The 24,546-nt window shown below is 57.8% G+C and carries 27 protein-coding genes and 2 tRNA genes; 15 read left to right on the top strand and 14 right to left on the bottom strand.

The genetic code is table 11. The annotated features are described in order from the left end of the window. Positions 1 to 71: 71 nt before the first annotated feature. Together I6J28_RS02670 and I6J28_RS02675 are read left to right on the top strand one after the other, a co-directional pair. Positions 72 to 929, top strand: coding sequence for a polysaccharide deacetylase family protein (locus tag I6J28_RS02670; RefSeq protein ID WP_204610624.1), 858 nt, complete (start codon positions 72 to 74; stop codon positions 927 to 929). Further along, complete coding sequence (locus tag I6J28_RS02675; protein ID WP_204610626.1) at positions 929 to 1,477, top strand: DNA-3-methyladenine glycosylase; 549 nt, start codon at positions 929 to 931, stop codon at positions 1,475 to 1,477. The genes I6J28_RS02670 and I6J28_RS02675 overlap by 1 nt, the downstream gene beginning before the upstream one ends. Before the next feature lie 18 nt (positions 1,478 to 1,495). Here I6J28_RS02675 and I6J28_RS02680 read toward each other — a convergent pair whose 3' ends face one another. The 6 genes from I6J28_RS02680 to gyrA form a co-directional block, all read right to left on the bottom strand. Next, entirely contained in the window at positions 1,496 to 1,981 is a 486-nt protein-coding gene (locus I6J28_RS02680) for a MarR family winged helix-turn-helix transcriptional regulator (protein WP_204610628.1), read from the bottom strand. A 66-nt stretch (positions 1,982 to 2,047) separates the two neighbouring features. Then, a complete protein-coding gene (locus I6J28_RS02685; RefSeq protein ID WP_204610630.1) occupies positions 2,048 to 2,425 on the bottom strand; it encodes an MmcQ/YjbR family DNA-binding protein in 378 nt (125 codons plus the stop codon). Positions 2,426 to 2,651: 226 nt separating this feature from the next. Then, positions 2,652 to 2,724 (bottom strand) — tRNA-Ala (locus tag I6J28_RS02690). A gap of 9 nt (positions 2,725 to 2,733) precedes the next feature. Further along, positions 2,734 to 2,810 (bottom strand) — tRNA-Ile (locus I6J28_RS02695). 162 nt (positions 2,811 to 2,972) lie between these two features. Continuing rightward, on the bottom strand, positions 2,973 to 3,311 hold the full coding sequence (locus I6J28_RS02700; protein WP_204610632.1) for a DUF3566 domain-containing protein: 339 nt from the start codon (positions 3,309 to 3,311) through the stop codon (positions 2,973 to 2,975). Between the two features lie 3 nt (positions 3,312 to 3,314). After that, complete coding sequence (gyrA, locus tag I6J28_RS02705; protein WP_204610634.1) at positions 3,315 to 5,867, bottom strand: DNA gyrase subunit A; 2,553 nt, start codon at positions 5,865 to 5,867, stop codon at positions 3,315 to 3,317. A 78-nt stretch (positions 5,868 to 5,945) separates the two neighbouring features. On the opposite strand from gyrA, the gene I6J28_RS02710 reads away from it, so the two are divergent. Genes I6J28_RS02710 through I6J28_RS02730 form a run of 5 tightly spaced genes read left to right on the top strand, consistent with a single transcriptional unit; the run spans position 5,946 to position 8,805 of the window. Next, positions 5,946 to 6,167 carry a CopG family transcriptional regulator gene (locus I6J28_RS02710; protein ID WP_204610636.1) on the top strand — a complete coding sequence of 74 codons (222 nt, stop codon included), beginning with the start codon at positions 5,946 to 5,948 and terminating at the stop codon, positions 6,165 to 6,167. A 6-nt stretch (positions 6,168 to 6,173) separates the two neighbouring features. Next, entirely contained in the window at positions 6,174 to 6,434 is a 261-nt protein-coding gene (locus I6J28_RS02715) for a cell filamentation protein Fic (RefSeq protein ID WP_204610638.1), read from the top strand. Positions 6,435 to 6,472: 38 nt separating this feature from the next. Then, positions 6,473 to 6,829: a hypothetical protein gene (locus I6J28_RS02720; protein ID WP_204610639.1), complete on the top strand. Its 357-nt coding sequence runs from the start codon at positions 6,473 to 6,475 to the stop codon at positions 6,827 to 6,829. 20 nt (positions 6,830 to 6,849) lie between these two features. Further along, positions 6,850 to 7,287: a DUF6918 family protein gene (locus I6J28_RS02725; RefSeq protein WP_204610640.1), complete on the top strand. Its 438-nt coding sequence runs from the start codon at positions 6,850 to 6,852 to the stop codon at positions 7,285 to 7,287. A gap of 42 nt (positions 7,288 to 7,329) precedes the next feature. After that, complete coding sequence (locus I6J28_RS02730) at positions 7,330 to 8,805, top strand: MFS transporter (protein ID WP_204610641.1); 1,476 nt, start codon at positions 7,330 to 7,332, stop codon at positions 8,803 to 8,805. Between the two features lie 71 nt (positions 8,806 to 8,876). On the opposite strand, the gene gyrB is transcribed toward I6J28_RS02730, so the two are convergent. The 5 genes from gyrB to dnaA form a co-directional block, all read right to left on the bottom strand. Next, positions 8,877 to 10,946, bottom strand: a complete 2,070-nt coding sequence (gene gyrB, locus I6J28_RS02735; RefSeq protein ID WP_204610642.1) for a DNA topoisomerase (ATP-hydrolyzing) subunit B — start codon at positions 10,944 to 10,946, stop codon at positions 8,877 to 8,879. Positions 10,947 to 11,103: 157 nt separating this feature from the next. Next, positions 11,104 to 11,673 carry a DciA family protein gene (locus I6J28_RS02740; protein WP_150850217.1) on the bottom strand — a complete coding sequence of 190 codons (570 nt, stop codon included), beginning with the start codon at positions 11,671 to 11,673 and terminating at the stop codon, positions 11,104 to 11,106. Continuing rightward, the gene (gene recF, locus I6J28_RS02745) at positions 11,666 to 12,841 is read right to left on the bottom strand and encodes a DNA replication/repair protein RecF (RefSeq protein WP_005325992.1); all 1,176 of its coding nucleotides are present in this window, start codon (positions 12,839 to 12,841) and stop codon (positions 11,666 to 11,668) included. The genes I6J28_RS02740 and recF overlap by 8 nt, the downstream gene beginning before the upstream one ends. Further along, positions 12,841 to 14,022 carry a DNA polymerase III subunit beta gene (gene dnaN / locus I6J28_RS02750; protein ID WP_005325994.1) on the bottom strand — a complete coding sequence of 394 codons (1,182 nt, stop codon included), beginning with the start codon at positions 14,020 to 14,022 and terminating at the stop codon, positions 12,841 to 12,843. Before dnaN ends, recF begins: the two co-directional genes overlap by 1 nt. Before the next feature lie 732 nt (positions 14,023 to 14,754). Next, positions 14,755 to 16,392, bottom strand: a complete 1,638-nt coding sequence (dnaA, locus tag I6J28_RS02755) for a chromosomal replication initiator protein DnaA (protein WP_204610643.1) — start codon at positions 16,390 to 16,392, stop codon at positions 14,755 to 14,757. Positions 16,393 to 17,062: 670 nt separating this feature from the next. Between dnaA and rpmH the strand changes: the two genes are divergently transcribed. The 8 genes from rpmH to I6J28_RS02795 are packed head-to-tail and all read left to right on the top strand — an operon-like array spanning position 17,063 to position 21,949. Continuing rightward, a complete protein-coding gene (rpmH, locus tag I6J28_RS02760; protein ID WP_003847033.1) occupies positions 17,063 to 17,206 on the top strand; it encodes a 50S ribosomal protein L34 in 144 nt (47 codons plus the stop codon). A 3-nt stretch (positions 17,207 to 17,209) separates the two neighbouring features. Further along, complete coding sequence (gene rnpA / locus I6J28_RS02765) at positions 17,210 to 17,572, top strand: ribonuclease P protein component (RefSeq protein ID WP_204610644.1); 363 nt, start codon at positions 17,210 to 17,212, stop codon at positions 17,570 to 17,572. A 47-nt stretch (positions 17,573 to 17,619) separates the two neighbouring features. Continuing rightward, positions 17,620 to 17,835, top strand: coding sequence for a membrane protein insertion efficiency factor YidD (yidD, locus tag I6J28_RS02770; protein WP_204610645.1), 216 nt, complete (start codon positions 17,620 to 17,622; stop codon positions 17,833 to 17,835). Between the two features lie 13 nt (positions 17,836 to 17,848). Beyond that, positions 17,849 to 18,826, top strand: a complete 978-nt coding sequence (gene yidC / locus I6J28_RS02775; RefSeq protein WP_204610646.1) for a membrane protein insertase YidC — start codon at positions 17,849 to 17,851, stop codon at positions 18,824 to 18,826. Between the two features lie 29 nt (positions 18,827 to 18,855). Further along, positions 18,856 to 19,455 carry a 16S rRNA (guanine(527)-N(7))-methyltransferase RsmG gene (rsmG, locus tag I6J28_RS02780; protein ID WP_204611394.1) on the top strand — a complete coding sequence of 200 codons (600 nt, stop codon included), beginning with the start codon at positions 18,856 to 18,858 and terminating at the stop codon, positions 19,453 to 19,455. A 10-nt stretch (positions 19,456 to 19,465) separates the two neighbouring features. Then, complete coding sequence (locus I6J28_RS02785; protein WP_204610648.1) at positions 19,466 to 20,314, top strand: ParA family protein; 849 nt, start codon at positions 19,466 to 19,468, stop codon at positions 20,312 to 20,314. A gap of 6 nt (positions 20,315 to 20,320) precedes the next feature. Further along, on the top strand, positions 20,321 to 21,361 hold the full coding sequence (locus I6J28_RS02790) for a ParB/RepB/Spo0J family partition protein (RefSeq protein ID WP_204610650.1): 1,041 nt from the start codon (positions 20,321 to 20,323) through the stop codon (positions 21,359 to 21,361). A gap of 9 nt (positions 21,362 to 21,370) precedes the next feature. Next, positions 21,371 to 21,949: a hypothetical protein gene (locus I6J28_RS02795; RefSeq protein ID WP_204610652.1), complete on the top strand. Its 579-nt coding sequence runs from the start codon at positions 21,371 to 21,373 to the stop codon at positions 21,947 to 21,949. Positions 21,950 to 21,959: 10 nt separating this feature from the next. On the opposite strand, the gene I6J28_RS02800 is transcribed toward I6J28_RS02795, so the two are convergent. From I6J28_RS02800 to trxB, 3 genes are all read right to left on the bottom strand, one after another. Then, on the bottom strand, positions 21,960 to 23,141 hold the full coding sequence (locus I6J28_RS02800; RefSeq protein ID WP_204610654.1) for an N-acetylmuramoyl-L-alanine amidase: 1,182 nt from the start codon (positions 23,139 to 23,141) through the stop codon (positions 21,960 to 21,962). A gap of 87 nt (positions 23,142 to 23,228) precedes the next feature. Next, complete coding sequence (gene trxA / locus I6J28_RS02805; RefSeq protein WP_049378064.1) at positions 23,229 to 23,552, bottom strand: thioredoxin; 324 nt, start codon at positions 23,550 to 23,552, stop codon at positions 23,229 to 23,231. Positions 23,553 to 23,558: 6 nt separating this feature from the next. Continuing rightward, complete coding sequence (gene trxB, locus I6J28_RS02810; protein WP_005326022.1) at positions 23,559 to 24,485, bottom strand: thioredoxin-disulfide reductase; 927 nt, start codon at positions 24,483 to 24,485, stop codon at positions 23,559 to 23,561. Positions 24,486 to 24,546 lie beyond the last annotated feature (61 nt).

Here is a 24,546-nt window from a genome sequence, read left to right on the forward strand (position 1 = left end):
CACTTCCGTAACACGCAGGCGCTAGGGTCATGGGCACATCGTGTCCACTTTCCCTCATCCTTAGGAAAACCATGCGTCGCATTCTCACCTCCGCCCTCACCGTGCTCGTCGCCGCTGCCGTTCCAGCGGCCGCTAACGCACAGTTGCCGCAAATCCCGCAGCTGCCTGCGTCCTCCAGCTCGAATTTCCAAGACGAAATCAACCATCGCATCGATGACGCCCGCGCACAGGTCGAGGACATCACCTCCAAGGCCTTCCCGCAGAAAGCTCCTAAGCAAAAGGCACCTACCCCAGCGAAGAAGACAGAGCCTCGCAACAGTGGTGGCGTCGACTGTGCCAATTGCGTAGCTATCACCTACGACGACGGCCCAGGTGCCGAGACCAACCGCCTGCTGGATAAACTCAAGGCCAAGAACGCGCACGCAAGCTTCATGGTGATCGCCCCCAGTGCTGAGCAGCACCCCGAGCTGCTCAAGCGCATGAAGGCCGAGGGACATACCATCGGCAACCACACTAAGAGCCACCGCCAGCTCAATACCCTGTCCTATGAGCAGGTATCCCAAGAAATCGATGCCGGAAATGCCGCCATTAGCAAGGCCACCGGCCAGGGTACGCGCTGGGTACGCCCGCCCTACGGCGCCACCAATGCCACCGTGGATCAGGCAACCCGCGATAAGGGCGTCTCCCAAGCGCTCTGGGATGTCGACACCGTGGATTGGAAGGATCGCAACTCTGACCACGTCTGCTCCTCAGCCGTGCAGGGCGCCCACGCTGGTTCCATCGTCTTGATGCACGATATCCACCCCACCACCGTGGATGCCGCCGATTGCGTTATCGATGGCCTACGCGCCAAGGGCCTCGAACCTGTGAGCTTGGATCGCCTTCTGCGCACCCCTGTGCCAGGTAAGCGCTACTATGCTCGTGGTTAATGATTGATTTTTCCCTGACTGCCGACGCCGTCGCTCCCCAACTCCTCGGCTGCACCCTCACCCATGCCGGGGTTAGCATCCGACTTACTGAGGTAGAGGCCTATCTCGGTGCCGAGGATTCCGCGGCACACACATTTAACGGCAAAACCCCCCGCAATGCGGCCATGTTCGGCCCGCCGGGTAGGTTCTACGTTTATATTTCTTACGGCATCCATCGCAACGTCAATATCGTCTGCGCCCCTGAAGGCACTGGCCAGGGCTGCCTGCTGCGCGGCGGTGAAATCATCGATGGCGCTGATATCGCTTTCGCCCGCCGCGGCACCAGCGATTTCCATAATCTCGCCCGCGGACCAGGGAACCTCGGCAAAGCCCTCGGTTTCACGCTGGAAGACAACCACCAACCGATACAACTTGCCGAGCGGTCTTCCGAACCAGAATGGGTACGCGGCCCACGCATTGGAATCTCGAAAAACCAAGAAGCAGCCCTACGGTTTTGGATCCCCTTCGATAAAACCGTCTCGGGCCGCCGCGGCTATCCCAAGAATTAGCCCTGCTAGTTCCGCTAGCTAATAGCGCCCGCCGTAGCGCTCATCGTTCTCGATGGCCTTAATGATCCGCTGGTTAATCTGCAGCATCTGGCGAATCTGCGTGCGGGTTAGCTTGTCCACTACGGATTTCCGCGCCTGCTTAGCGTGCCCAGGTGCCGTATCTACCACCTTGTCCCAGCCGCTATCCGTCAACTGCGCCATGGTGGTGCGTCCATCAGTCGGGCACGGCTGGCGCACAACCCACCCCTGCTTTTCTAGGCGCGTCACAACCTGGCTCAAACGCGACAAAGAACCATTGGCAGTAATCGCTAGCTCACGCATACGCATTTCGCGATTCTCCGCTTCAGAAAGCCGCGAGAGCACTGTGTACTCAAAAAAGCTCAGACCTGCATCATCACGCAGCTGAGCATCCAAAATATTGGTTAAGCGAATATTTACGCTCATTAGCGACATAAATGATGCCAGTTCTTCATCATTTAGCCAGTAGTCATCGCGCTCGGTCATGGGATTTATTGTATCAATTTGGCTTTAATTCTAAAGTGACTCGCCACTGTCCTAAACTCCAAGGTCTTAGTGCCCAGAGGACGGATCGATCGGCCGCTGCCCTCTCGGCAACTTCTCCACCACCAAACGATAGGAATCCGTGACTAACTCCTCTATCAGCTGTTGGTGCAGCTCTGCGTGTGGGTAGACAGAAACCCAATGCTTCTTATTCATGTGATACCCCGGCGTAATGAACGGGTATTGCTGCCGTAGAGCCTGTCCGTCTTCTGGGTCGGCCTTAACAATCATTTGCTCTTGGCCCGTCACCGCGGTCAACAACAAGAAAACCTTGCCGCGCACTTTGAATACTTCCCAATCGGGCCCGAAAGGACGCTGCGCCTGTGAACCGAGCATCTCTCCGGCGCGTTGGCGAGCAACTGCGTAGATACCACTTCCGTCCATCATCGACTTCCGTCCATCATCGGCTCCCTCTTCGAGACTGGCTTAGTGTTGTCTTCAACGATTTCGTCCATCCAAACCTCGGTTTTCGTCGACGGTTTTGCCGGTTTATATGGACGAAAATGGTGATCCGAGTGGAGCGCTCGCCATTGTGCCACTTCTCAGAGCTCCTGGGTACCGCGGAAATAAAAAATGTCCGGCCCCTCCGAAGAGGAAGCCGGACTTCATGCTGTGGAGCATAGGAGAATCGAACTCCTGACCTTCTGCTTGCAAAGCAGATGCTCTACCAATTGAGCTAATGCCCCATTGTTCCGTGGTGGGCCTAGCTGGAATCGAACCAGCGACCTCATCGTTATCAGCGATGCGCTCTAACCGACTGAGCTATAGGCCCTTGTGCGGAACGAGAATTAACTCTACATACTATCCCCGGATTTACACAAATCGCCTGCTCAACAGATATTTCTTGCAACTCAAAAGCAGGGAAAGATTCGCACGGAAGAAAGAAAAATGCCGGCACCCGAAGGTACCGGCATCTTCAAACGCAAGAGAGGCGCTAGCGGTTGTCTAGGTCGACCCGTAGGCCGCCAAAGACATCCACAATGGCGTTATAGATGACCGCCATCAGTGGTGCCAGCAACGTAAAGAGAACGGCGAAAATAACGCCGATGAGTGCGGAGGCGGAAATGATGACACCGAAGGTTACCTCAAATCCGCCGCCCACGCCGCCGACGAGGCTATTGAGCGATTCCCAAATGCCCACCTGGTTCAAGCCGATGTAGAGCAGGCATACGGCCAGCATCCAGGCGATGAGTCCGACGAGTGACAAAGCCAGACCAACACGGAAGGCCGAGGTAGGCGAGATTCGCGTAATAGTTACGTCTCGTCGTGCCATTAATTACTCCTCATCCTTGGAAGCATCGCCAGCCTTGTGCTCCTGCTGGACCTCATCCACGGTCTTTTCGCCCTTGGCCACAGCCTGAGCGTCTTCCTCACCATCTTCTTCCACGTTCCGGTCGATGGCAAGCAGTTCGACTTCGTCACCCAAGTTCACCAAGCGCACGCCCATGGTTGCACGGGAGGATGGACGAATCTGCTCCACCTCGGTGCGGATGACCCCACCGGCAGAGGTGATAGCGAAGATCTCATCATCTTCGTCCACAGAAATAGCGCCAATGAGCTTGCCGCGCTTCGGGGTGTACTTAAAGGTCATAACGCCCAAGCCGCCGCGCCCCTGCGGGGTATATTCCTCGATGGCAGTGCGCTTGCCGTAGCCGCCAGAGGTGGCTACCAAGAGGAACTCGCCATCGTGGACCACGGACATGGACAGCAGCTGATCATCACCGCGGAAGCGCATGCCCTTCACACCGGCGGTGGCGCGGCCCATGGGGCGCAGCTGGTCGTCGTCGGCAGTAAAGCGGATAGCCTGGCCCTGCTCGGAGGTAAGCAAGATGTCATCGCCTTCGGAGACGAGCTGTGCACCAATGAGCGCATCGCCCTCATTGAGGTTGATGGCGATAAGGCCAGCGGAACGCGCGGACTCGTAATCGGTCAGGCGGGACTTCTTCACACGGCCCTGCTGGGTGGCGAGAACCAGGTAAGGAGCATCCTCATAAGATTGGATCTGGATGACCTGAGCAATCTTTTCTTCTGGTTGGAATTCCAGCAGGTTAGCCACATGCTGGCCGCGAGCAGCGCGACCGCCCTCTGGCAACTCGTAAGCCTTGAGGCGGTAAACACGGCCGAAGTTGGTAAAGAACAAAATCCAGTCGTGCGTGGAACAGACGAAGAAGTTCTTCACAATATCGTCCTGCTTCAGCTCGGCGCCACGCACGCCCTTGCCACCGCGCTTTTGCGCCTTATAGGAATCCACCTTGGTGCGCTTGGCGTAACCAGTAGAGGTGATGGTAACCACGACGTTCTCGCGGACAATGAGGTCCTCATCAGTGACATCGCCGGTCGCCGGGATGATTTCAGTGCGGCGTTCATCGCCATACTTATCGACGATCTCTGCCAGCTCATCGTGGACAATCTGGCGCTGGCGCTCCTCGCGGGCAAGGATGTCCTTCAGATCCGCGATTTCGCGCTCGATTTCCGCCAGCTCATCGATGATCTTTTGGCGCTCCAAGGCGGCCAGCTTACGCAGCTGCATGGCCAGGATGGCATCGGCCTGGATATCGTCGACGTCGAGAAGCTCCTTCAAGCCTTCGCGCGCCTCGTCCACGGTGGGCGAACGGCGGATGAGGGCAATAACCTCATCCAGCATATCCAGGGCTTTTACCATACCGCGCAAGATGTGGGCGCGCTTTTCGGCCTCATTCAGGCGGTACTGGGTACGGCGAACGATGACCTCAATCTGATGTTCCACGTAGTAGCGCAGCATCTGATCCAAGCGGAGGGTGCGCGGCACGCCATCGACGATGGAGAGCATATTCGCGCCGAAGGACGTCTGCAGCTGGGAGTGCTTGTAGAGGTTATTGAGCACCACGCGGGCCACGGCATCGCGCTTCAGGGTGACTACGATGCGCATGCCAACGCGGTCGGAGGACTCATCCTCAATCTTGGAGATGCCCGCAATCTTTCCGTTGGCCACGGATTCCGCGATATTGGAAATGAGGTTATCCGGGTTGACCTGGAATGGCAGCTCGGTAATTACGATGGTCTGGCGAGATCCAGACTCCTCGATGGAGGTCACACCGCGCATCCGGATGGAACCACGACCGGTGGTGTAGGCATCCTTGATGCCTTGATCGCCCACGATTAGACCGGCGGTGGGGAAATCCGGGCCCTTGACGCGTTCCATGCAGGCTTCCAGCGCAGTCTCTTCGTCTGCATCCGGGTGATCCAGCATCCAGTAGATGGCCTCGGCCAGCTCGTTGAGGTTATGTGGCGGAATATTGGTGGCCATGCCCACGGCAATACCGCCAGAACCGTTCATGAGCAGGTTCGGAACACGGGACGGCAAGACGTCTGGCTCGCTGGTTTTGCCATCGTAGTTGGGCGAGAAATCTACGGTGTTTTCGCGGATATCGCGCACCATCTCCATGGCCAACGGGGTGAGCTTACACTCCGTATAACGCATTGCTGCCGGGCCATCGTTACCGCGGGAACCGAAGTTACCCTGGCCATCCACCAGCGGATAGCGCATGTTCCAGGACTGGGCCAGACGCACCAAGGTGTCATAGATGGCGGAGTCACCGTGCGGGTGGAACTGACCCATGGTGTCCGAAACCGGGCGGGCGGACTTCACGTAGCCACGCTCCGGGCGGTAACCGGAATCGAACATCGCGTAGAGGATGCGGCGGTGCACCGGCTTCAGGCCATCGCGCACCTCCGGCAGGGCGCGGCCGACGATGACGGACATGGCATAGTCGATGTAACTCGACTCCATCTCCTCATTAATGTCAATGGGAAATATGCGATCAAAAAGATCGTCGTTATTGTCACTCATAACGCCAAATTCTACCCTCTAGCGCCTTTCAGGGCTCGAATTGCCGCACGGGTGGTATCACCGTGGTATCACTGAAGTATGGCAATGACATTGCGGCTCACAGACGAGCAGGATCACGCCCTTACCTTGTTGGCTTCCGCGCAGGGCACCTCCAAGCACGAGGCGGTGGTGCGCGCCGTTGTTTCAGCGGCAGCCCGCACGCTTGCCGACGCCCACGTGCAATCCACCGCCCGCGCCCTCCTCCCCGGCCGCGCTGAACTAGAGACGGAAATCCGCCGGGCTCGGCCCGCGCGGCCTTAGGTAGTCATGAGCACTGAGCAGCTCTGCCTCTTAGCGCAGGAGTTTTGCGCACGCTTTAACGTTCGCATCACCAACTTCGCCGCTCTTGCGGCCGCCGCAGCCGCCAGCACCGCCAAGTTAGAAGGAATAGCCATCCACGACAGCCACCGCGATGCCGCCGGTTCCATGGCGGAGGTCTTAGCTCGCGTGCCGGCGCTAAGCGGGCATAACGCAGAGTTCGCAAAGTTCAGCGTGCGCGTCTACCTTAGTGTTAAAGAAGTTGCCTAAGTTATTGGGGATAGTGACCCTAGGAAGGAACCACCACCATGTCCCGCTTCAAGAAGATCGCCGCCTCGAGCCTCACGGCCGTGGCCCTAGCCGCCACCGCCGTCACTGCTCCTACCGCCACTGCAGCTGATGCTGATTCCTGGAAAGACAACATGAATCCAGACTTTGAACAAGGCCAGCCTGGTGGCTCCTCTACTGGCTCTTCCCAGCTGGACCTCACTTTGATCATCACCGCAGCGGCTGCTGGCGTCACCGCGCTGGCTGGTGCCGTGGCTCTTTACTCCCCTAACGTGGATCTGGAAAAAGCCGCGCGCGATGCCGGCTTGAGCCAGATCGCCGATCAGATCGCCGCGATTCAGGCCAACCTTCCCGGCTTGCCGGGACAGCCCGCCTAACTCGCGTAAGGTGGTGCAGCATGACACATCTTTCTGAACTTATGTGGGGTCCGCAGCGCACTGCGGTAGTAAGCGATTGTGGCGAGTTGGTTGAGGGGGTCGTCGCCAAGCAATCGGGCATTACCGGTATGGCGCTGAAAGGCGCCGTCGCCGCCGCAAAGAAGGTCGATTCCGCCATCATTACCAAGGCCCTAGGCCGCGTGTTGCCGGATGTCCTGGATGCTCTGGATCCGCACTGGCAAGAATTTTCGGAAAGTTCCGAGCAGGATTTCGGTTCCTTCGTGGAGCCGCGCAGCGCCCAGGTGAGCGATTCCATCATGTCGGTAGCCGATAAGCACGCAGAGCAAATCAATTCCCCCGCGCTGTCCAAGCCTTATAACTCCCTGCGCGGCAAGGCCTCGAAATTCCTCACCCCCGCGGTCCCAGATTTCGGCCGCGTACTGCAACAGCATATGTAGTTTCCTTGCGGTTGAATCGCATTCCAAACGCCAGGTATAAGTGTGGAAGTGACTACTTCCGAAGCTAACCAAACTGAGTACCCCGCCGGCCAGGATCCTGCCCGCTGGCGGGTACTTATCGTTTTGCTCACGGCACTCTTTATGTCGCTGCTGAGCGTATCCATCGTCAACGTGGCCCTGCCGTCTATTCAATCTGGCCTCGGAGCCTCTAATTCGGATGTGCAATGGGTACTCTCCGGCTATGCACTCACCTTCGGCGTTATCCTCGTGGCGGCCGGTCGCGCCGGAGATCTCGTCGGCCGCGGCGGAATCTTTCTAGCAGGCATTGCTATCTATTCCCTCAGCGCCGCCGTCGCCGGCTTTGCCCCCAACGCGGAGGCACTCAACGCCGCCCGCTTTATCCAAGGCGTAGGTGCCGGCCTACTCAACCCACAAGGCGTGGGCATGATCCAGCAGTACTTCCGCGGTGCCGAACGGGCCCGCGCCTTTGGATATTTTGGCTCCACGGTGGGGATAGCCGTAGCCATCGGGCCAGTGCTCGGCGGCCTGCTCATTCGCCTCGGCGGACCGGATCTGGGTTGGCGATTGACCATGCTGGTCAATTTCCCCGTCGGCCTAGTCGCTATCGTTTTGGGACTGACCTGGTTTCCACGGCCACTGTTTTCCCGGGTGCGCGATGAAGCAGGAAATAAGCTGGGTGTTTTCAAGACCTTGGCTACCCTTGATCCCATCGGCGCGCTGATCCTGGGTACCGCCGTGTGGGCTATCCTCTTCCCCTTCATGGAATCCTCTGGATCACCGGCCGTGTGGTGGCTTCTACTGCTAGGGGCCGTTCTGCTCGTAGCGTGGGTACAGTGGGAGCGCCACCACAAATCCACTGGTCATCCGCCGATGGTGGACCTCAATATCTTTTCCACCCCAAGCTTTCGCAATGGCACCATCATCGCCACCTTGTGGTTTATGGGCATTACCAGCATTTGGGTGCTCGTGGCACTCTACTTCCAAAGCGGACTCGGACACTCCGCCCTCGCGGCCGGATCCGTAGGTATCCCCGCCGCCTTATTGAGCTCCATTTCCGCTACTCTGGCCGGCCGATCCGTTTCCGTTTATGGGCGCAAGGTCGTGGTACTTGGCATGCTGGTGACCATCTTCGGTCTAGTGGCCACAATTGCGCTTATCTGGGCCACTGAGCAGTGGGGAGCTAGTGAATGGTGGATGGTTCTTTCGCTCTCCTTTGTTGGGGGCGGCCAAGGCTCGGTAATTTCCCCCAATCAAACGCTTACCTTGGCGCACGTTCCTCAAGCCTATGCCGGCTCTTCCGGCGCTGTGCTCCAGACCGGCCAGCGCATTGGCACTGCCGTTGGGCTTGCTGTTATCACGGCTATTGTGTTTGCTACCTTGCACGGCACCAGTGCGGACTGGCCGCTTTCCATCATCGCCGGCTTCGGCGTCATCCTCGCCATGTGTCTTGCATCCTTAGGATTCGCCATAGCGGACCAGCGCAGCTCCCAAGCCTAGGCTCGGCGCTTCACGACGCCGCACAATTAAAGCCCACCGCGGAAGTTCCGCGGTGGGCTTTGTGCTGCGATTTAGATATCCAGGAAGCGAACATCCTTCGCGCGGCGGGTAATGAAGGAGCGGCGGGCCGAGACATCATCACCCATGAGGATGGAGAAGAGCTCATCGGCGCGCTGTGCGTCTTCCAAGTCCACACGGCGCAGGATGCGGGTGCTCGGGTCAAGCGTGGTCTCCCACAGCTCGGCGGCGTTCATCTCGCCCAGACCCTTGTAGCGCTGGATGCCGTCATCCTTATTGATCTTGCGGTTTTGCTCCAGGCCCTCGGCCAGCAGCTTATCGCGCTCGTCGTCGGAAAAGGCATAGCCCGGAGTACCCTTGGACCACTTGAGCTTGTACAGCGGCGGGTTAGCCAGGTACACGTGCCCGTCCTCAACCAACTGGGGCATGAAGCGGAAAAGCAGGGTCAATAGCAGCGTAGCAATGTGCTGGCCGTCGACGTCAGCATCGGCCATGAGCACGATCTTGTCGTAGCGCAGCTTCTTGATATCGAATTCCTCGTGAATGCCGGTACCCAGCGCGGTAATAATCGCCTGGACCTCGGCATTCTTGAGGACCTTATCCATGCGGGCCTTCTCCACGTTCAGGATCTTGCCGCGCAGCGGCAGGATGGCCTGGAACATGGAATCGCGGCCGCCCTTAGCGGAGCCACCTGCGGAGTCACCCTCCACGATGTAGAGCTCGGAAATCTTCGGATCCTTCGAGCGGCAATCTGCAAGCTTGCCCGGCAGGCCACCAAGGTCGGTGGCGGACTTGCGGCGCACCATCTCGCGAGCCTTGCGGGCAGCCATGCGAGCATGCGCGGAGGACACAGCCTTATTGATAATGGCCTTGGCCTCTGCCGGGTTGGCATCGAACCAGTCATTGACGTGCTCGTTGACCGCGCGCTGGACAAAGCCCTTGATCTCGGAATTGCCCAGCTTGGTCTTGGTCTGGCCCTCGAACTGCGGATCGCCCACCTTGACGGAAATGACTGCCGCCAAGCCTTCGCGGCAGTCATCGCCGGAAAGGTTGCCGTCCTTTTCCTTGAGGAGCTTATGCTCCTTGGCGTAGCGGTTCATCAGGGAGGTCAGGGCCGCACGGAAGCCCTCTTCGTGCGTGCCGCCCTCGTGGGTGTTGATGGTATTGGCAAAGGTGTGAACGGACTGCTTATAGCCCTGGTTCCACTGCAGCGCTACCTCGACCTCGTGATCCTCGCCCTTCGCATCGAAGGAAACGATGGTCGGGTGGATCGCGGTCTTGGACTTATTGAGGTACTTGACGTAGTCGGTCAAGCCATCCGGGTAGTGGAAGGTTACCTTCTTGCGGCGCTTCTTATCCGCCGCAGCGTCCTTCGCCTCGCCGGATTCTTCGTTGAAGGTATCTCCGGCGTCCGGGGCATCATCGAAGGAGGTTTCATCCGCGCTGGTCTCGCCGGATTCTGCATCGGCGATCTCTTCCAGCTCGATCTGTTCTTCGGTGACGCGCTCATCAATGAGCTCAATGCTCAGGCCCTTATTCAGGAAGGCCATTTCCTGCAGGCGGCGCGAAATGGTGTCGTAATCGTACTCGGTAGTTTCAAAAACTTCCGGGTCCGCCCAGAAGCGGATCTTGGTACCCGTGCCGCGGGCATTGCCGCCCTCAACCAGATCATCCGGGATGGCGTTCTGGAAGTTTTGGTACCAGTGCTTGCCGTCGCGCTTGATCTCCGCCTCCACGCGGGTAGAAAGCGCGTTCACCACGGAAATGCCGACGCCGTGCAGGCCGCCGGAAACGGCGTAGGAGTCGGAGTCGAATTTACCGCCGGCGTGCAGCTGGGTCATGACCACCTGGACGGTAGGTGCACCAGAGGCGTGCATTTCTACCGGGATGCCGCGGCCATTATCGATGACCTCGACGCCGCCATCTTCCAGCAGCTTGACGGTAACTTTGTCGGCGTAGCCGGCCATGGCCTCATCGACGGAGTTATCGACGATCTCCCAAATGAGGTGGTGCAGGCCGCGCGAACCGGTCGAACCAATGTACATGCCGGGGCGCTTACGGACGGCCTCGAGGCCCTCCAGGATCGTAATTGACCCGGCATCATATGCGTGTTCTTCAGCCACGGATTCGTGCTCTCCTTTTGGCTATAGCTAATTCTAAGACCTTGACTATTCTACACGGATACCCCCTACTGAAAGACACCCCACACCCGTGAGAGATAGGAATCTGGCGCGCTCTGAGGTTATTTACATTGTGCAGGTCTGAGTAAACCTCAGCCTATTAGCCGTAGGTATCTTGTGATCCTTGCGGTTTGACCCACTGCCGCCCCTCGTAATTGCGCCTTTGCTTCGGCCCGTGAATCCGCAGTTCCACGATGACATCGGGGCCTAGGCGGTCAGAGATTTTGCGCAGGATTTGGCGCTGCAGGTAGCGCAGCTCCGTTGCCCACGTGGAGTTATCGCAGGATACATAGACAATCTTGTCCTTAATCCGCTGCGGCTGCGTATGCGCGGCGATGCGCTCGCCCACCAAATGCTCCCAATTGCCCATCACCCAGCCATTAGCCAGATCATGCTCCCACCCACGATTGACCACCTCGCGGTTAATTTGGGATCCCAGGCTCGGCACGGCCAGGGTGCGCCGCTTCTTCCTGCCATCTGGGCCCGTGGGTAAGCCCCGTTGATAGCCCATATACCCCTGCTTTTGCGCCTTCTCCAGCGAGGGTACCGGCATCTTCGGCACCGGGCGGGTCAGCTTCGGCGGGTTTTTGGAGGTGGACCGAACCAGCTTGAAGTACTGGGTGACGGGATCGATGCGCTGCTTGCCGACGCCCCCTTGATCCTCACTCATTCCCCTCACCTTCCTCGGCGCTGAGCTTGGAAATGCGACCGGTCTCGGTATCTTCTACGCTCACACGGTAGCGCACGATGGGTTCCAAGTTTCCGGGCAGATCCTCATCCACGGCCGCGGTGATGAGCACCTGCTCGGCCTCGGCGGCCAAGTGGACCAGCTGCTTGCGGCGCTTGGCATCGAGCTCGGCAAAGACATCATCCAAGATGAGCACCGGATCGGATCCTCCCTCCTGGCGCAGGAGGTTGAATTCCGCCAGGCGCAGCGCGATGGCATAAGACCACGTCTCGCCGTGGCTAGCAAAGCCCTTGGCCGGCTGATCACCCAGGTTGAGCACCAGATCATCGCGGTGCGGACCTACCAGGGAAATGCCGCGTTCAATCTCGCGCTGCCGGGCGGCGGCCAACTCGGTGAGCAGCACGGCCTCTAGTACCTCGCGATCGGAGGTATCGATCGTGGACTTATACTCAACGTGCGCCGGTCGCGATTCTGGCGCCAGGCCGGAATAGGCGGCGGGGATGTGGTCCAAGAGGGCGTCGACAAGCGCAAGGCGCGCGGCGATCACCTGGGCGCCAAGCCGGGCAAGCTGTGCATCCCAGGTATCCAAGGTGGCCAACGCAGCGGCGCCATCGCTATCGGAATAGCCGCGGCGCAGGCTGCCGGAGGCCGATTTCAGCAGGGCATTGCGTTGCTTGAGTACCTTGTCGTAGTCGGCCTTCACACCCGCTAAGCGCGGAGTCCGCGAGGCAATGATGCTATCGAGGTAGGCGCGGCGCCCAGCCGGCTCCCCGCGCACCAGGGCCAAGTCCTCCGGGGAAAAGAGCACTGTCTTCACCACGCCCAGCAGCTCACGGGGGCTGCGTAGGCGGGTGCGATTAATCTGCGCCTGGTTGGCCGCGTGGGGCTTAATCAGCAAATGGGTAGTAAGCTCGCGGCCCTGGTTCACCGCGGTAATGGATACCCGCGCGCTGTCCGCGCCCTGACGCACCAGCGGTGCATCGTGGGAAACGCGGTGGGAAGAAAGGTGGGCGGTATAGCCAATGGCCTCGACGATATTGGTCTTGCCAAAGCCGTTGCGCCCGACAAAAAGGGTGATCCCCGGCCCTAGCTGCACATTAAGTTCGGGCCACGAGCGAAAATCCCGAACATCGAGATCCCTGACGTACATTAGCCCGGCAGGCGAACCGGCATGAGCAAGTAGGTGAAGTTGGTCTCCGGCGTGGGGAAGTTGCCATCTTCATCGGCCTCAGGCAGCTCTTCCGGTTCTGGGATCATGATGGCTGGGCGCGAAGGCTCGGTAAAGCCGAAGACCACGCGGTCGGTGTTGATAACGCCCAAGCCATCCTTGAGGTAGCCCGGATTGAAGGCGATGAGGAATTCATCGCGGCCATGGAATGCGCACGGCAGGGTCTCGGTCGCGTTACCAGCATCCGCACCGGCGGAAAGGGTTACCTGGCCATCGGCGAATTCCATCCGAATCTGCGCGTTGCGATCCGTCAGCAAAGACACGCGGCGGATTGCTTCCTGCAGAGGGGCGACCTCAATGGAGGCAATATTGGTGTGATTCTTCGGCAGCAGCGGCTGCACATTAGGGAAGTCCGCATCCAGCATGCGCGTGGTGGTCTCGCGATTATCCGCGTGCAGGCCAAAGAGGCCATCGGCACCAATATTGTCATCGGTGCCCACAGCGATTTCCACTGGGATATTCAGGTGCGGATCCAAAGAACGACCGGTTTCCTGCAGGGTCTTCGCAGGCACCAAGAGCTTGGCTTCTACATCCGGCGATTTCGGCTCCCATTCCAAGGTACGCATGGCCAGGCGGAAGCGGTCCGTCGCCGTCATCTCAATGTCCTTGCCACGGATATCCATGTGCACACCGGTGAGCATGGGCAGGGTGTCATCCTTGCCGGCCGCGGCAGCGACCTGGTGGATGGCCTCGACGAACAACTGCGGCTGAATGGTGCCGGTAACCTCCGGCAGGACCGGAAGCTGCGGGTAATCATCCAGAGGGATCAGTGGCAGCTCAAAGCGGGAAGAACCACAGGTAACCAGGGCCTTGGAATCTACCTGGGAGATCTCCACTTCCTTATTGGGAAGGGAAGCGACGATGTCAGAGAGGAGCTTGCCGGCTACCGCGATCTGTCCGGGTTCATCCACCATGCCGGCGATGCGGACGCGGGTGGAAACCTCGTAATCGAAGCCAGTGAACTCAAGACCATTGTCATCCGCGGTGATCAGCATCGCGCGGAGCACGGGCTGGGTGACCTTGGACGGCAGGCTGCGAGCAACCCACGCTACGGCGTTGGCAAGGTCATCTTTGGCAACGCGAAATGACACGGCTTCATCCATGGTGCGAAGAGCTCCTCTGAGGCAAGTAGGAAATTTGTTACTTACAAAAGACTGGCTTCCAACTTACCGCATCGGGCGCGGTGCGCCACAACGTGTAATTCCATCTTTGCCCGCCCGATCGGCGCCTGGCCGAAGGTAGGCCGGGCCGAATTCCACACACCCTCTTTCTTCTATACAGATCAGAGAAATAATTTAGTAGTAGTAATAAGCGCTGTGAGATCTGTGGGTAACTAGGTAAATGACAAGTTCAAGACGCAGATCCGGGGTGTGCCAATTCTTGTGATCTTGCTGTGATCAATCGGGGCGAATTGTGGACAACTAACGGGATCACCGTTTTATCCACAGGTTTTGTCATTTGATCACCGATCTACACACAGCGCTGATCACAGGGCAGTTCTCCCAGCATAGGGCCTGTGGAATTTAAAACTGTGAGTAAGATCTATGAATTACAAAAATGAAATTACACAAGTGTGAATAACGCTGTGGATAACTCTTTTCCCAGCTAATTGATTACTTTTAGTGGATCTTCCGGGTTCTTTGTGGAATTACACGAGTGTGTGGGCGGCTGACGGACGGTTCTGTTCCTAGTTTCGGTGTCTCGGCTAAGGAGCTCGGATCTTGTAGTTCTGGTTTCACCTTTAAGTAGCGCGATCAGAATCCGCGAACTGCCAGAGGGAAAACAAAAGCGCCCTCCTTTATATAAGGAAGGCGCTGCGGCAGTGGTGGGGAGAACTACGCGCGACCGCGATTCTTGATGCGCTGGGTAAGCGCCTGGATCTCGTCGTAGGTATTGCGCTTTTCAGTCATCTCTTTGCGGATCTTGCGATCTGCATAAATGACGGTGGTGTGGTCCTTGCCGCCGAACTGTTCACCGATCTTGGGAAGGGATAGTTCGGTCAGTTCGCGGCACAGATACATAGCCAACTGGCGTGCATGCGCCACCGCACGCTTCTTGCCAGCACCGCGCAGAGTTTCTACATCAATATCGAAGAATTCTGCCGTGACCTCCATGATCGAGGTGGCGGTGATTTGCCTATCGGCGGAATCTGGGGCCAAATCACGCAGTGCGATTTCCGCCATCTCTACGTTGATCGGCTCATTCACCAAGGAGGAATAGGCCGAAACGCGGATCAACGCGCCCTCGAGCTCACGAATAGATGACTCAAAACGAGAGGCAATGAGCTCAAGCACGGAGCGATCCACTTCGGTGCCGTCATTGGCCGCCTTCTTCATCAAAATCGCGATACGCGTTTCTAGATCTGGCGGCTGAATATCGGTGATAAGACCGCCTTCAAAGCGGGTGCGGAGGCGATCTTCCAGCGTGGTTAGCTGCTTCGGTGGGCGGTCCGAAGACAAAATGATCTGCTTATTGGCTTGGTGCAGCGCATTGAAAGTATGGAAGAACTCTTCCTGGGTGGATTCTTTGCCTTCCAAGAACTGGATGTCATCGACCATCAAAATGTCGAGATTGCGGTAGCGCCGCTTGAATGATTCCTGACGGTCATCGCGCAGGGAATTAATATAGTCATTCGTGAATTCTTCCGAAGACACATACTTCACGCGCAGACCCGGATGCAGTACTTGGGCGTAATTGCCAGCGGCATGCAAAAGGTGCGTTTTACCTAGACCAGAGCCACCCCAGATAAATAGTGGGTTGTACGCACGGGCGGGATTCTCGGCTACAGCCACGGCGGCACCATTGGCAAAACGATTCGAAGAACCGATCACGAAGCTATCAAAGGTGTGCTTCGGATTGAGGGAAGTTTCACGGTTGGGATCGTGCGCCGGGGCCTCGCGCGGGATGCGGGCGGAATTGGTGTCAGAACCGGAGAAATTTCCCGCAGATTCTGCCTGCTGTTGGGTATAGTGCTGGGCCAGCTCATCCAGGCTTGCAGGGGCGTGACTCGACTGCCAATTGTTCTGGGAAGGGGCCTGCTGTGCAGCGGCATCCGTTTGCTGCGGGCGCGGAATGTAGTTCTGGGTAGATTCCGTGTTCTGCGGCGGTTTCGCTTGAGGCGATTGCTGTTGTTGAGGGGGTGTTGGCTGTGGTGCAGGGTCCGCGGCCGGCGGCTGTGGCTCTTGCGGGGTGGCAAGGGTAACCGCAAAGGAACACGGCCGGCCTAGGTGACGGGTTAATGCCTTGGCAATGTGCTCGCCCAACTCATTTTCGACCACATTTTTGGCATCCAGGTTTTCGGCGGCAACGAGGGTGTAGCCCTCGACCATCATGATGGGGCGAACCAGTTGGAGATAAAGGCGCTGTGAGTGCGAAAAACTGGGGACCTCGGAATTGGGTTGCTCGGATTGTGCGAGCAGGTCATCAACGACCGCGCGCCAAACGGCATGCAGGTTCGCTTGTGGGTCAGTCACAACAGGCTACCTTTGTGGAATTTAGTCGGGGACGGGTGGACATTGAATAACAATTTTCACTGCGGATTCCACCGTGGTTTTCACACCGGTTTTTATCGAGTCACCTCGATCTCCACAGAGTTATCCACAGGTGTGGATGAAATAGTTATTCACAGCTTAGTTCATGACTGTGGATAACTCTTCATTGGTCAGTTTATGGCCGTATGCTGCGGAAACTACAAAAGTCTCAAGCGTTGATTTAGAGTTATCCACATGACCGGTTGGGCTGTGGAATTTGATTCTTCTGTTCTACCGCCGAAACGGCGGGTGTGTCTAGCGAGAAAAATTCACCACCCGGGTGTGGGTTGGGGTGGGTCTTACTGCGTGATGGATTAGGTGCAGTAAGAGCGTAGAATCTGGCCGTCTAGCTGCAGGAAAAAACATTTATGTAATTTCGGGTGTACCCGGGTGTCGATTTGTTCCCAGCGGCAGAAATCACGTAATCTGGCATGGTCTATTGCAACAAAGAGTTGCGCGTGAAAGTGACAGCGTCACCTCGCACCGGCTGGGCCCGTCGGCTCGCCGTGCACCGGAGAGACTGTGATGCGTCAGGTTCATGGAATCTATTCATCAGTGGGCGTGCCGCTGCATCGCGGTGGTGTGCCTACGCACAACTTCAAGGAGAATTAACGTGGCAAAGGGTAAGCGCACGTTCCAGCCGAACAACCGTCGTCGTGCTCGTAAGCACGGCTTCCGCACCCGCATGAGCACCCGTGCAGGTCGCGCAATCGTTGCAGCTCGTCGCAAGAAGGGCCGCGCAAAGCTGACTGCATAAGTTATGCTTCCAGCCCAGCATAAGCTCACGTCGCCGGTGCAATTTCGGCGCACGATGAAGGGCAGCCGCCGGGCGGGCACTCGTACGGTCGTCGTGCATGCGCGCGATAACGCAGGTACGGACAAGGCAGCCGGTATCGCGGCCTCTGGGCCGCGATTCGGGCTGATTGTTTCCAAAGCCGTCGGGAATGCAGTGGTTCGCCACCGCACCTCCCGGCGGCTTCGCCATGTGTGCATGACATTTGTCCCTAAGCTGCCTGCCAGCGTGGACGTCGTCATCCGTGCCCTTCCCGCCAGCGCTACTGCCAGCAGTGAGCAACTAGAAAAAGATCTTGCCAAAGCGCTGCGCAAACAATGGGATATCTAAATTCCCGCGGGGAGGAAATTCCACCGGCCAGAGGATTAGCCGAACCAATGGTAAAAGTGGTTCGTTTCTACCAAAAACATGTCTCTGGCCTTAAGATGGTATCGACCTGTCGGTTCGAACCGACATGCAGTGCTTATGCCCTTGAAGCATTATCCAAACACGGCGCATTTAAGGGTACGGCGATGGCAATAGCTAGGGTCTGCAAATGTGGTCCCTGGCATCCGGGTGGGTTTGACCCAGTCCGGGATACCAACAACAACTGAGGATTAAACACTCGTGCTTAATTTCATTTACTGGCCAATCTCGGCCGTTTTATGGTTCTGGCACTGGCTGCTATCCCTCGTAATGGACCCATCCTGGGGCATTACGTGGATCCTGGCCATTGTGCTGCTGACCTGGACGCTTAAGGCGCTAATGGTCAAGCCGACCATCAGCCAGATTCGCTCTTCGCGCAAAATGCAGGAAATCCAGCCTAAGGTGCAGGAAATTCGGGCGAAGTATGGCAACGACCAAACCAAGGCCGCGCAGGAAATGCAGAAGGTCTACAAGGAATCCGGAGTCCGTCCGGTGGCTGGTTGCCTACCAGTCTTTGCGCAGATTCCGATGTTCGTTGGTTTGTTCCACGTGCTGCGCTCTTTCGACCGCACCGTCGCTGTGGCCGGTGGTATTGGCCACCCCAGTGGCGATCCGATGTCTATTGAAGAAAACGCCAATACCGCGAACTACATCTTCAAGCCGGATCTGGTTCAACAATTCCTAGATGCCAAGATCTTTGATGTACCACTGGTGACCAATCTGCGTTTGAATTCGCCGATTGTAGAAGGCGTGACCACTAGCCAGGCGGCAGTAATCATCGTTCCGATGATTGCCATCATTGCAGTCATGACCCACTTCAATGCCCGCATGAGCTTGAACCGTCAAGAAAAGCGTCGTGCTGCTGGCAAAACCCAAGCTCCGCAGGGCCAGAATGCGGAAATGATGCAACAGCAAATGGCCATGATGTCCAAGATGATGCTGTGGGTCATGCCGGCCATGCTGATTTTCTCCGGCTTCATCTGGCCAATTGGTCTGCTGTTTTACATGATGGCCAATACCGTTTGGACCTTCTTCCAAACCCGCATTGTCTATGCCAAGATGGACCGCGAGGAAGAAGAGGAGGAAGCCGCTAAGGCTGAGGCCAAGCGCACCTCCGCTCCTAAGCCGGGTGCCCGTAAGAAGGACAACCGCACAAAGAAACAGCGCAAAAACAAATAAACACGGAGGAGAACCCCATCGTGTCCGAGATGGACCCGTCAGTAGTATTCGGCTCCCGCTTGCCCCTCGCGCAGGCTTACCATGATTCGCTCGCTACGGACGGGTCCATTCGTGGTTTTATAGGCCCCCGCGAGGTGCCACGCTTGTGGGATAGGCACATTATTAATTGCGCCGTCGTCAAGCAGGCTATCCCAGAAGATGCCACGGTTATCGACGTCGGCTCGGGTGCTGGGTTGCCCGGTATTCCGCTGGCCATTGCGCGCCCGGACCTGCAAATCACGCTGATTGAGCCGTTGCTCAAGCGCTATAACTACCTCAACGAGGTCGTTGAGGAGCTTGGCCTAGACAACGTGACGGTCCTGCGTGGCCGTGCCGAGGAGGGCCCCATTAAAAAGGCCGTGGCGGGAGCAGACGTGGTCACGTCCCGCGCCGTCGCGCCCCTGGGCAAGCTGGCGAAATGGTCGCTGCCACTCGTACGCAAGGGTGGTGAAATGATCGCGCTGAAGGGTTCTTCGGTGCACGAGGAACTGGAACGCGATGCCGGCGACATTAAGAAGGCCGGCGGAGGAAAGGCCGAGGTCAGCACCATCGAGGGAACCACGATCATTCGTGTCTCGCGCGTGAACTAAAGTAGACGGCATGACTAATCCGCGCCTTATCACCATTGCTAACCAGAAAGGCGGCGTAGGTAAAACCACCTCCGCCGCTAACTTGGCCGCAGCGCTAGCTACAGAGGGCAAGAAAGTGCTGGTGATCGACCTCGACCCGCAGGGAAACGCCTCCACGGCCATGGGCGCGGAACATAACTCCGGCACCGATTCCAGCTATGAGGTCCTCCTAGGTGACTGCAATGCGGAAAAGGCTATGCAGCCTTCTTCCCACAATGAGAATCTCTTTTGCATCCCCGCCACCATCGACTTGGCTGGCGCGGAGATTGAAATGGTGTCTATGGTACGCCGCGAATTTCGGCTCTATGACGCCCTACATAACGGCTTCCTGGAAGAGCATGGCTTCGAATATGTCTTCATTGACTGCCCGCCATCGCTTGGCCTGCTTACCATCAATGCGATGACGTGCGCTGAAGAGGTCATCATCCCGATTCAATGTGAGTACTACGCCCTAGAGGGCGTGGGCCAGCTTTTGGGTAATATCTCCATGATTCGTGAACACCTCAACGAGGACTTACACATTTCCGCCGTGCTGCTTACTATGTATGATGCTCGCACCCGTCTGGCGGAAGATGTGGCTGATAACGTTCGCGAGCAGTTCGGTGCCGTGGTGCTGGGCAATGTTATCCCGCGCTCCGTGCGTGTTTCCGAGGCGCCGGGGTACGGTACTACGGTTATTGATTACGCGCCCTCATCTACTGGTGCGCGGGCCTACCTTGCGGCGGCTCGCGAGCTCAACCGGCGCGGCGATTATCGCCCGCATCCGACAACCGGTGCGATTGGCGTAAGCCCAGAGATTTACGCGGAATTGGAAGGATAGGAACTCATGGCAGAACAGAAGCAAGGCGGCCTTGGCAAAGGCCTAGCCGCACTCATCCCGTCCGGTCCTGATGCACCTACCCGCAAGCCGCGCCTGGGCGATTCCGCTGCGGATATCATCTTAGGCAATTCCACTCCGCAGTCGGGCCGTAAGGGTGGCGAGGGCAAGCGCGTTAAAGGTGCCCCGACCATTCAACAGGATTCGGGTTCTAAGTCTTCCAAGAAGCGCCAGTCCACTCCGGCCCCCATTGGCGCGACCTATCGCGAGATTTCTATTGGGGATATTATCCCCAACCCCAAACAGCCACGCACCGTCTTCGATGAAGATGAGCTTGCCGAGCTCGTACACTCCATTCGCGAGTTCGGCCTTTTGCAGCCTGTTGTTGTGCGTCCTTCCGAAGAAGGCGGCTTTGAGCTCATTATGGGTGAGCGCCGTTGGCGCGCTTCCTCCAAGGCGGGCCTGGCCACGATTCCGGCCATCGTGCGCGATACCAAGGATGACAACTTGCTGCGCGATGCTCTGCTGGAGAATATTCACCGCGTGCAGCTCAACCCCTTGGAAGAAGCGCACGCCTACCAGCAGCTGCTGGAAGAATTCGGTGTTACACAAAACGAGCTGGCGGACCGCATTGGCCGTTCGCGCCCGCAAGTAACCAATATGCTGCGCCTGCTCAAGCTGCCAGTAGAGGTACAAAAGCGCGTTGCCGCCGGGACCTTATCTGCCGGCCATGCCCGCGCGCTTTTGTCCTTGGAGGACACCGAGGCCATGGAGTACATTGCCAACCGCATTATCGCGGAGGGCCTTTCCGTGCGCGCTACTGAGGAGGCCGTGACCCTCTACAAGCGCGATGGTAAGCCGGCCGAAGCCAAGAAGAAGCAGCCGGCACCGCAGCCGCAGTACTTTACCGATTCCGCTGAGCGCCTGTCCGACCGCTTCGATACCAAGGTCACCGTGACCATGGGCAAGCGCAAGGGCAAGATGGTCGTGGAATTTGGTGACCAAGAAGATTTCGAGCGCATCATGTCGCTTATTGAGGGCCAGCAGTAGTCCGAGGCGATGATCCTCGAGCCGGTGATCGAAGGCACGCGCATCCACCGCCAGGCTGCGCGTAGTACCTTTTGGGAGCTTGAGGCTGCGGTCAGCGATCCCGTTTTTGAAAAGGAAGCATGGCTGGCTACCACCCTGCTGTCTTTTGGGCAGTGCGGCTTTACCGTGGGCGAGGACGCCACCATTTTGTTTTGCTCCCGCGAGGATGCCGCCGGCACCGCCAAACTTCCCACAGCACCCATTTCTGAGGATGCGGAGGTTATTACCTCGCTCTTCGTCAAGGCGCATCTAGCGGGGCGTGGCATTGAGGCAGTGCTTGTCGACGCCGCCATTATGCACCTAACTAACCGCGGCAGCTGCGCAGTAGAGGCTTTTGGCTATTACGGTGACCCCGTCACTGCGGCAGAATTTTTGGGCCATAAGCCAGCCTATATGGGGCTAATGGCTTATGACACCCTGCGCTCAGCGGGCTTCGAGGTGGCCGCCGATCACCCAGTACTCCCCCGCCTGCGCTTGGAGCTTCCACCGGAGCACGATGTGCTCAGTGCGGCGGCTGTTGAAGATTTGCTTGCTCGCGCTTTGGCTTAGGTGACTAGGTCTAGGCCTGCTCGGCTTGCAGAAGCTCGGAGAACTTATATGCGCCTGTCACGGCGGTGTCCTGCTCCATGAGGTACATGCGCTTTACTGCAATGACGATGGCTTCGGCAATGTCATCGCGGCGGGACGGATTGGTGAGAATCTTTACGTCTTCTGGGTTGGTCAGATATCCTAGCACGATCTGGATGACCGGCATCTGGGTCAGGCGCAGCAGATCCCAGGTGCGGCCGTGGTTGCCGCAGTCTAGCAGCTCGGTGCGGGCGACGATTTCGCGCTGGATGAACCCGGAGAGGGTCTCACCAATGAGCGAGGAATTGCCCAACTCAGAACCAAAGTAGAAGGTGGCAACACCATTTGCCTTCTCATTGGGGTAGGAATCGCAGGCTAGGGAAATGACCATGTCCGCATCGAAAGCGTTAGCCAGTTCGGCGCGGGACTTGACGTCCGCATCGGAGGTCCGAGGCCGGGAGATGATGGTCTCCATTCCCGCTGCAATCATGCGCCCTTCGATTCGCTGGGTAAGATCCCACAGGATTTCTTGCTCTGAAATATCGCCGAAGCGACCCTTGACCAGCTGGCCGGCGTCGCCGCCGCTTAGGGCGGGATCGATGACGACGCGCTTGCCCGCGAGCTTTGGGCCGGCGTTGCGAACGCGCTCACGCTCTTGGATATTGTGCGCGGAACCACCGGTAATACGACGGCCGAGCAGTCCAAGGGCGCGGATGGTGGCGGGGCCGCACACACCGTCTTCTTGCAGGCCGCAGTTGTGTTGGTATTCCTTCAGCGCGGCGTGGGTTTTAGGGCCGAAGTGGCCATCTACACGCTGCTGGTAGAAACCAAGTTCCTGCAGTTGCTGCTGCAGCTGGGAGATATCGTCACCCACCAGTGTATTTGCGGGCTCGTAGCTGAGCACGCGGCTGCCGAGCGTGTACGAGGCTTGGCGCAGTTCGCGCAGGGTGAGGTCATCGATCTCACTCGTGGGCACGATGCCGCGCGATTGCTGAAAGGCCTTGAGGACCTCAGACAAATTGGCATCAAAGCTCTTGTCGCTCTCGGAGTACTTCTGCTTCTTCCATGCAGAAAGCTCCCCCTTGAAATCTGACAAGAGGCCGAGACGGGCCAAGGTGGCGCGAGCCTCAGCTACACGCACGCTTGTATCGCCGACTCGAAGAACGCGATTCACGCCTTTTACCCCTTTCGCAGCCCGCTTTAGTTTGGGCCGCATTCCAGAATTTCTACACGCTTAATCTAATAGAAATTAGATTAACAGTTAAAGCTGCTTTTTCACTTGCGCCACGATGTCATCTTTAGAACGCAGACCAACAAATTCATCTACCTTCTCGCCGTGGTTGAAAATCAGCACATTTGGGATGGACATGATCTGGAACATGGCGCCCAGATTGCGCTCTTCATCGACGTTAACCTTGGCGACGGTGACTTGGCCGTCCAACTCCTCCGCTACCTCTTCCAGGATGGGGGAAAGCTTCTTGCACGGGCCGCACCATTCGGCCCAGAAGTCGACGACGACGGGCTTATCGGACTCGATGACGTCCTTACGGAACGTATCGGTGGTTACTTTCTTGACATTGCTCATACTGAATTAACGGTTTTCTGCGAGGAAATGTTCCGCATCAATTGCCGCACGGCAACCGGAGCCGGCCGCGGTAATTGCCTGCTGGTAGTGGTCATCCACCAAGTCACCGCAGGCGAAAACGCCTGGCAGGGAGGTCTTGGTGGTGGGTTGTTCAACTACAACATAGCCGTTGTCATTGAGTTTGACCTGATCATTGAGGAAGGAAGAGCGCGGATCATGGCCAATTGCTACGAACATGGCAGTGACGTCCAAGGTGGAAGTCTCGCCGTTGGTGACGTCCTTGAGTTTGAGTCCGCCGACCTTGCCATCGGCTTCAATAACTTCTTCGACGACCTTATTGGTCTCCCACTTGATCTTTTCGTTGGCCTGGGCGCGCTCCAGCATGATCTTGGAGGCGCGGAAGTTCTCGGAGCGGTTCACAATGGTGACAGAGTCCGCGAACTTGGTGAGGAAGGTAGCCTCCTCCATGGCAGAGTCGCCGCCGCCGATAACGGCAATATTGTGGTCCTTGAAGAAGAAGCCATCGCACGTAGCGCAGGTAGAAACGCCGCGGCCGGTAAGTTCTTCCTCACCTGGTACGCCGAGGTGGCGCGGGGCGGCACCGGTGGCGAGGATGACGGCGCGGGCCTCAAAGAGCTCGTCACCCACGTGCAGCTTTTTAATATCGCCTTCCAGCTCAACGGAGTCAACGACCTCCATGCGGAGATCCGCACCAAAGCGGATGGCCTGGGCGCGCATTTCTTCCATGAGCTCTGGGCCCATGATGCCCTTTTGGAAGCCGGGGTAGTTTTCTACCTCGGTGGTATTCATAAGCTCGCCGCCGTACTCGAAGCCCTCGAATACAATCGGGTTGAGCTCGGCGCGTGCCGCGTACAGCGCGGCGGTGTAACCGGCAGGGCCGGAACCTACGATGGCAACATCGTGGACGGTCATTGCTAACTCCCTTAAATCAGAGTGTGGTTTCGCGTAACGCCCTGAGTCTACCCGCCACGTT

Source organism: Corynebacterium tuberculostearicum, from assembly GCF_016894265.1.
Taxonomy (GTDB): Bacteria; Actinomycetota; Actinomycetes; order Mycobacteriales; family Mycobacteriaceae; genus Corynebacterium; species Corynebacterium tuberculostearicum_D.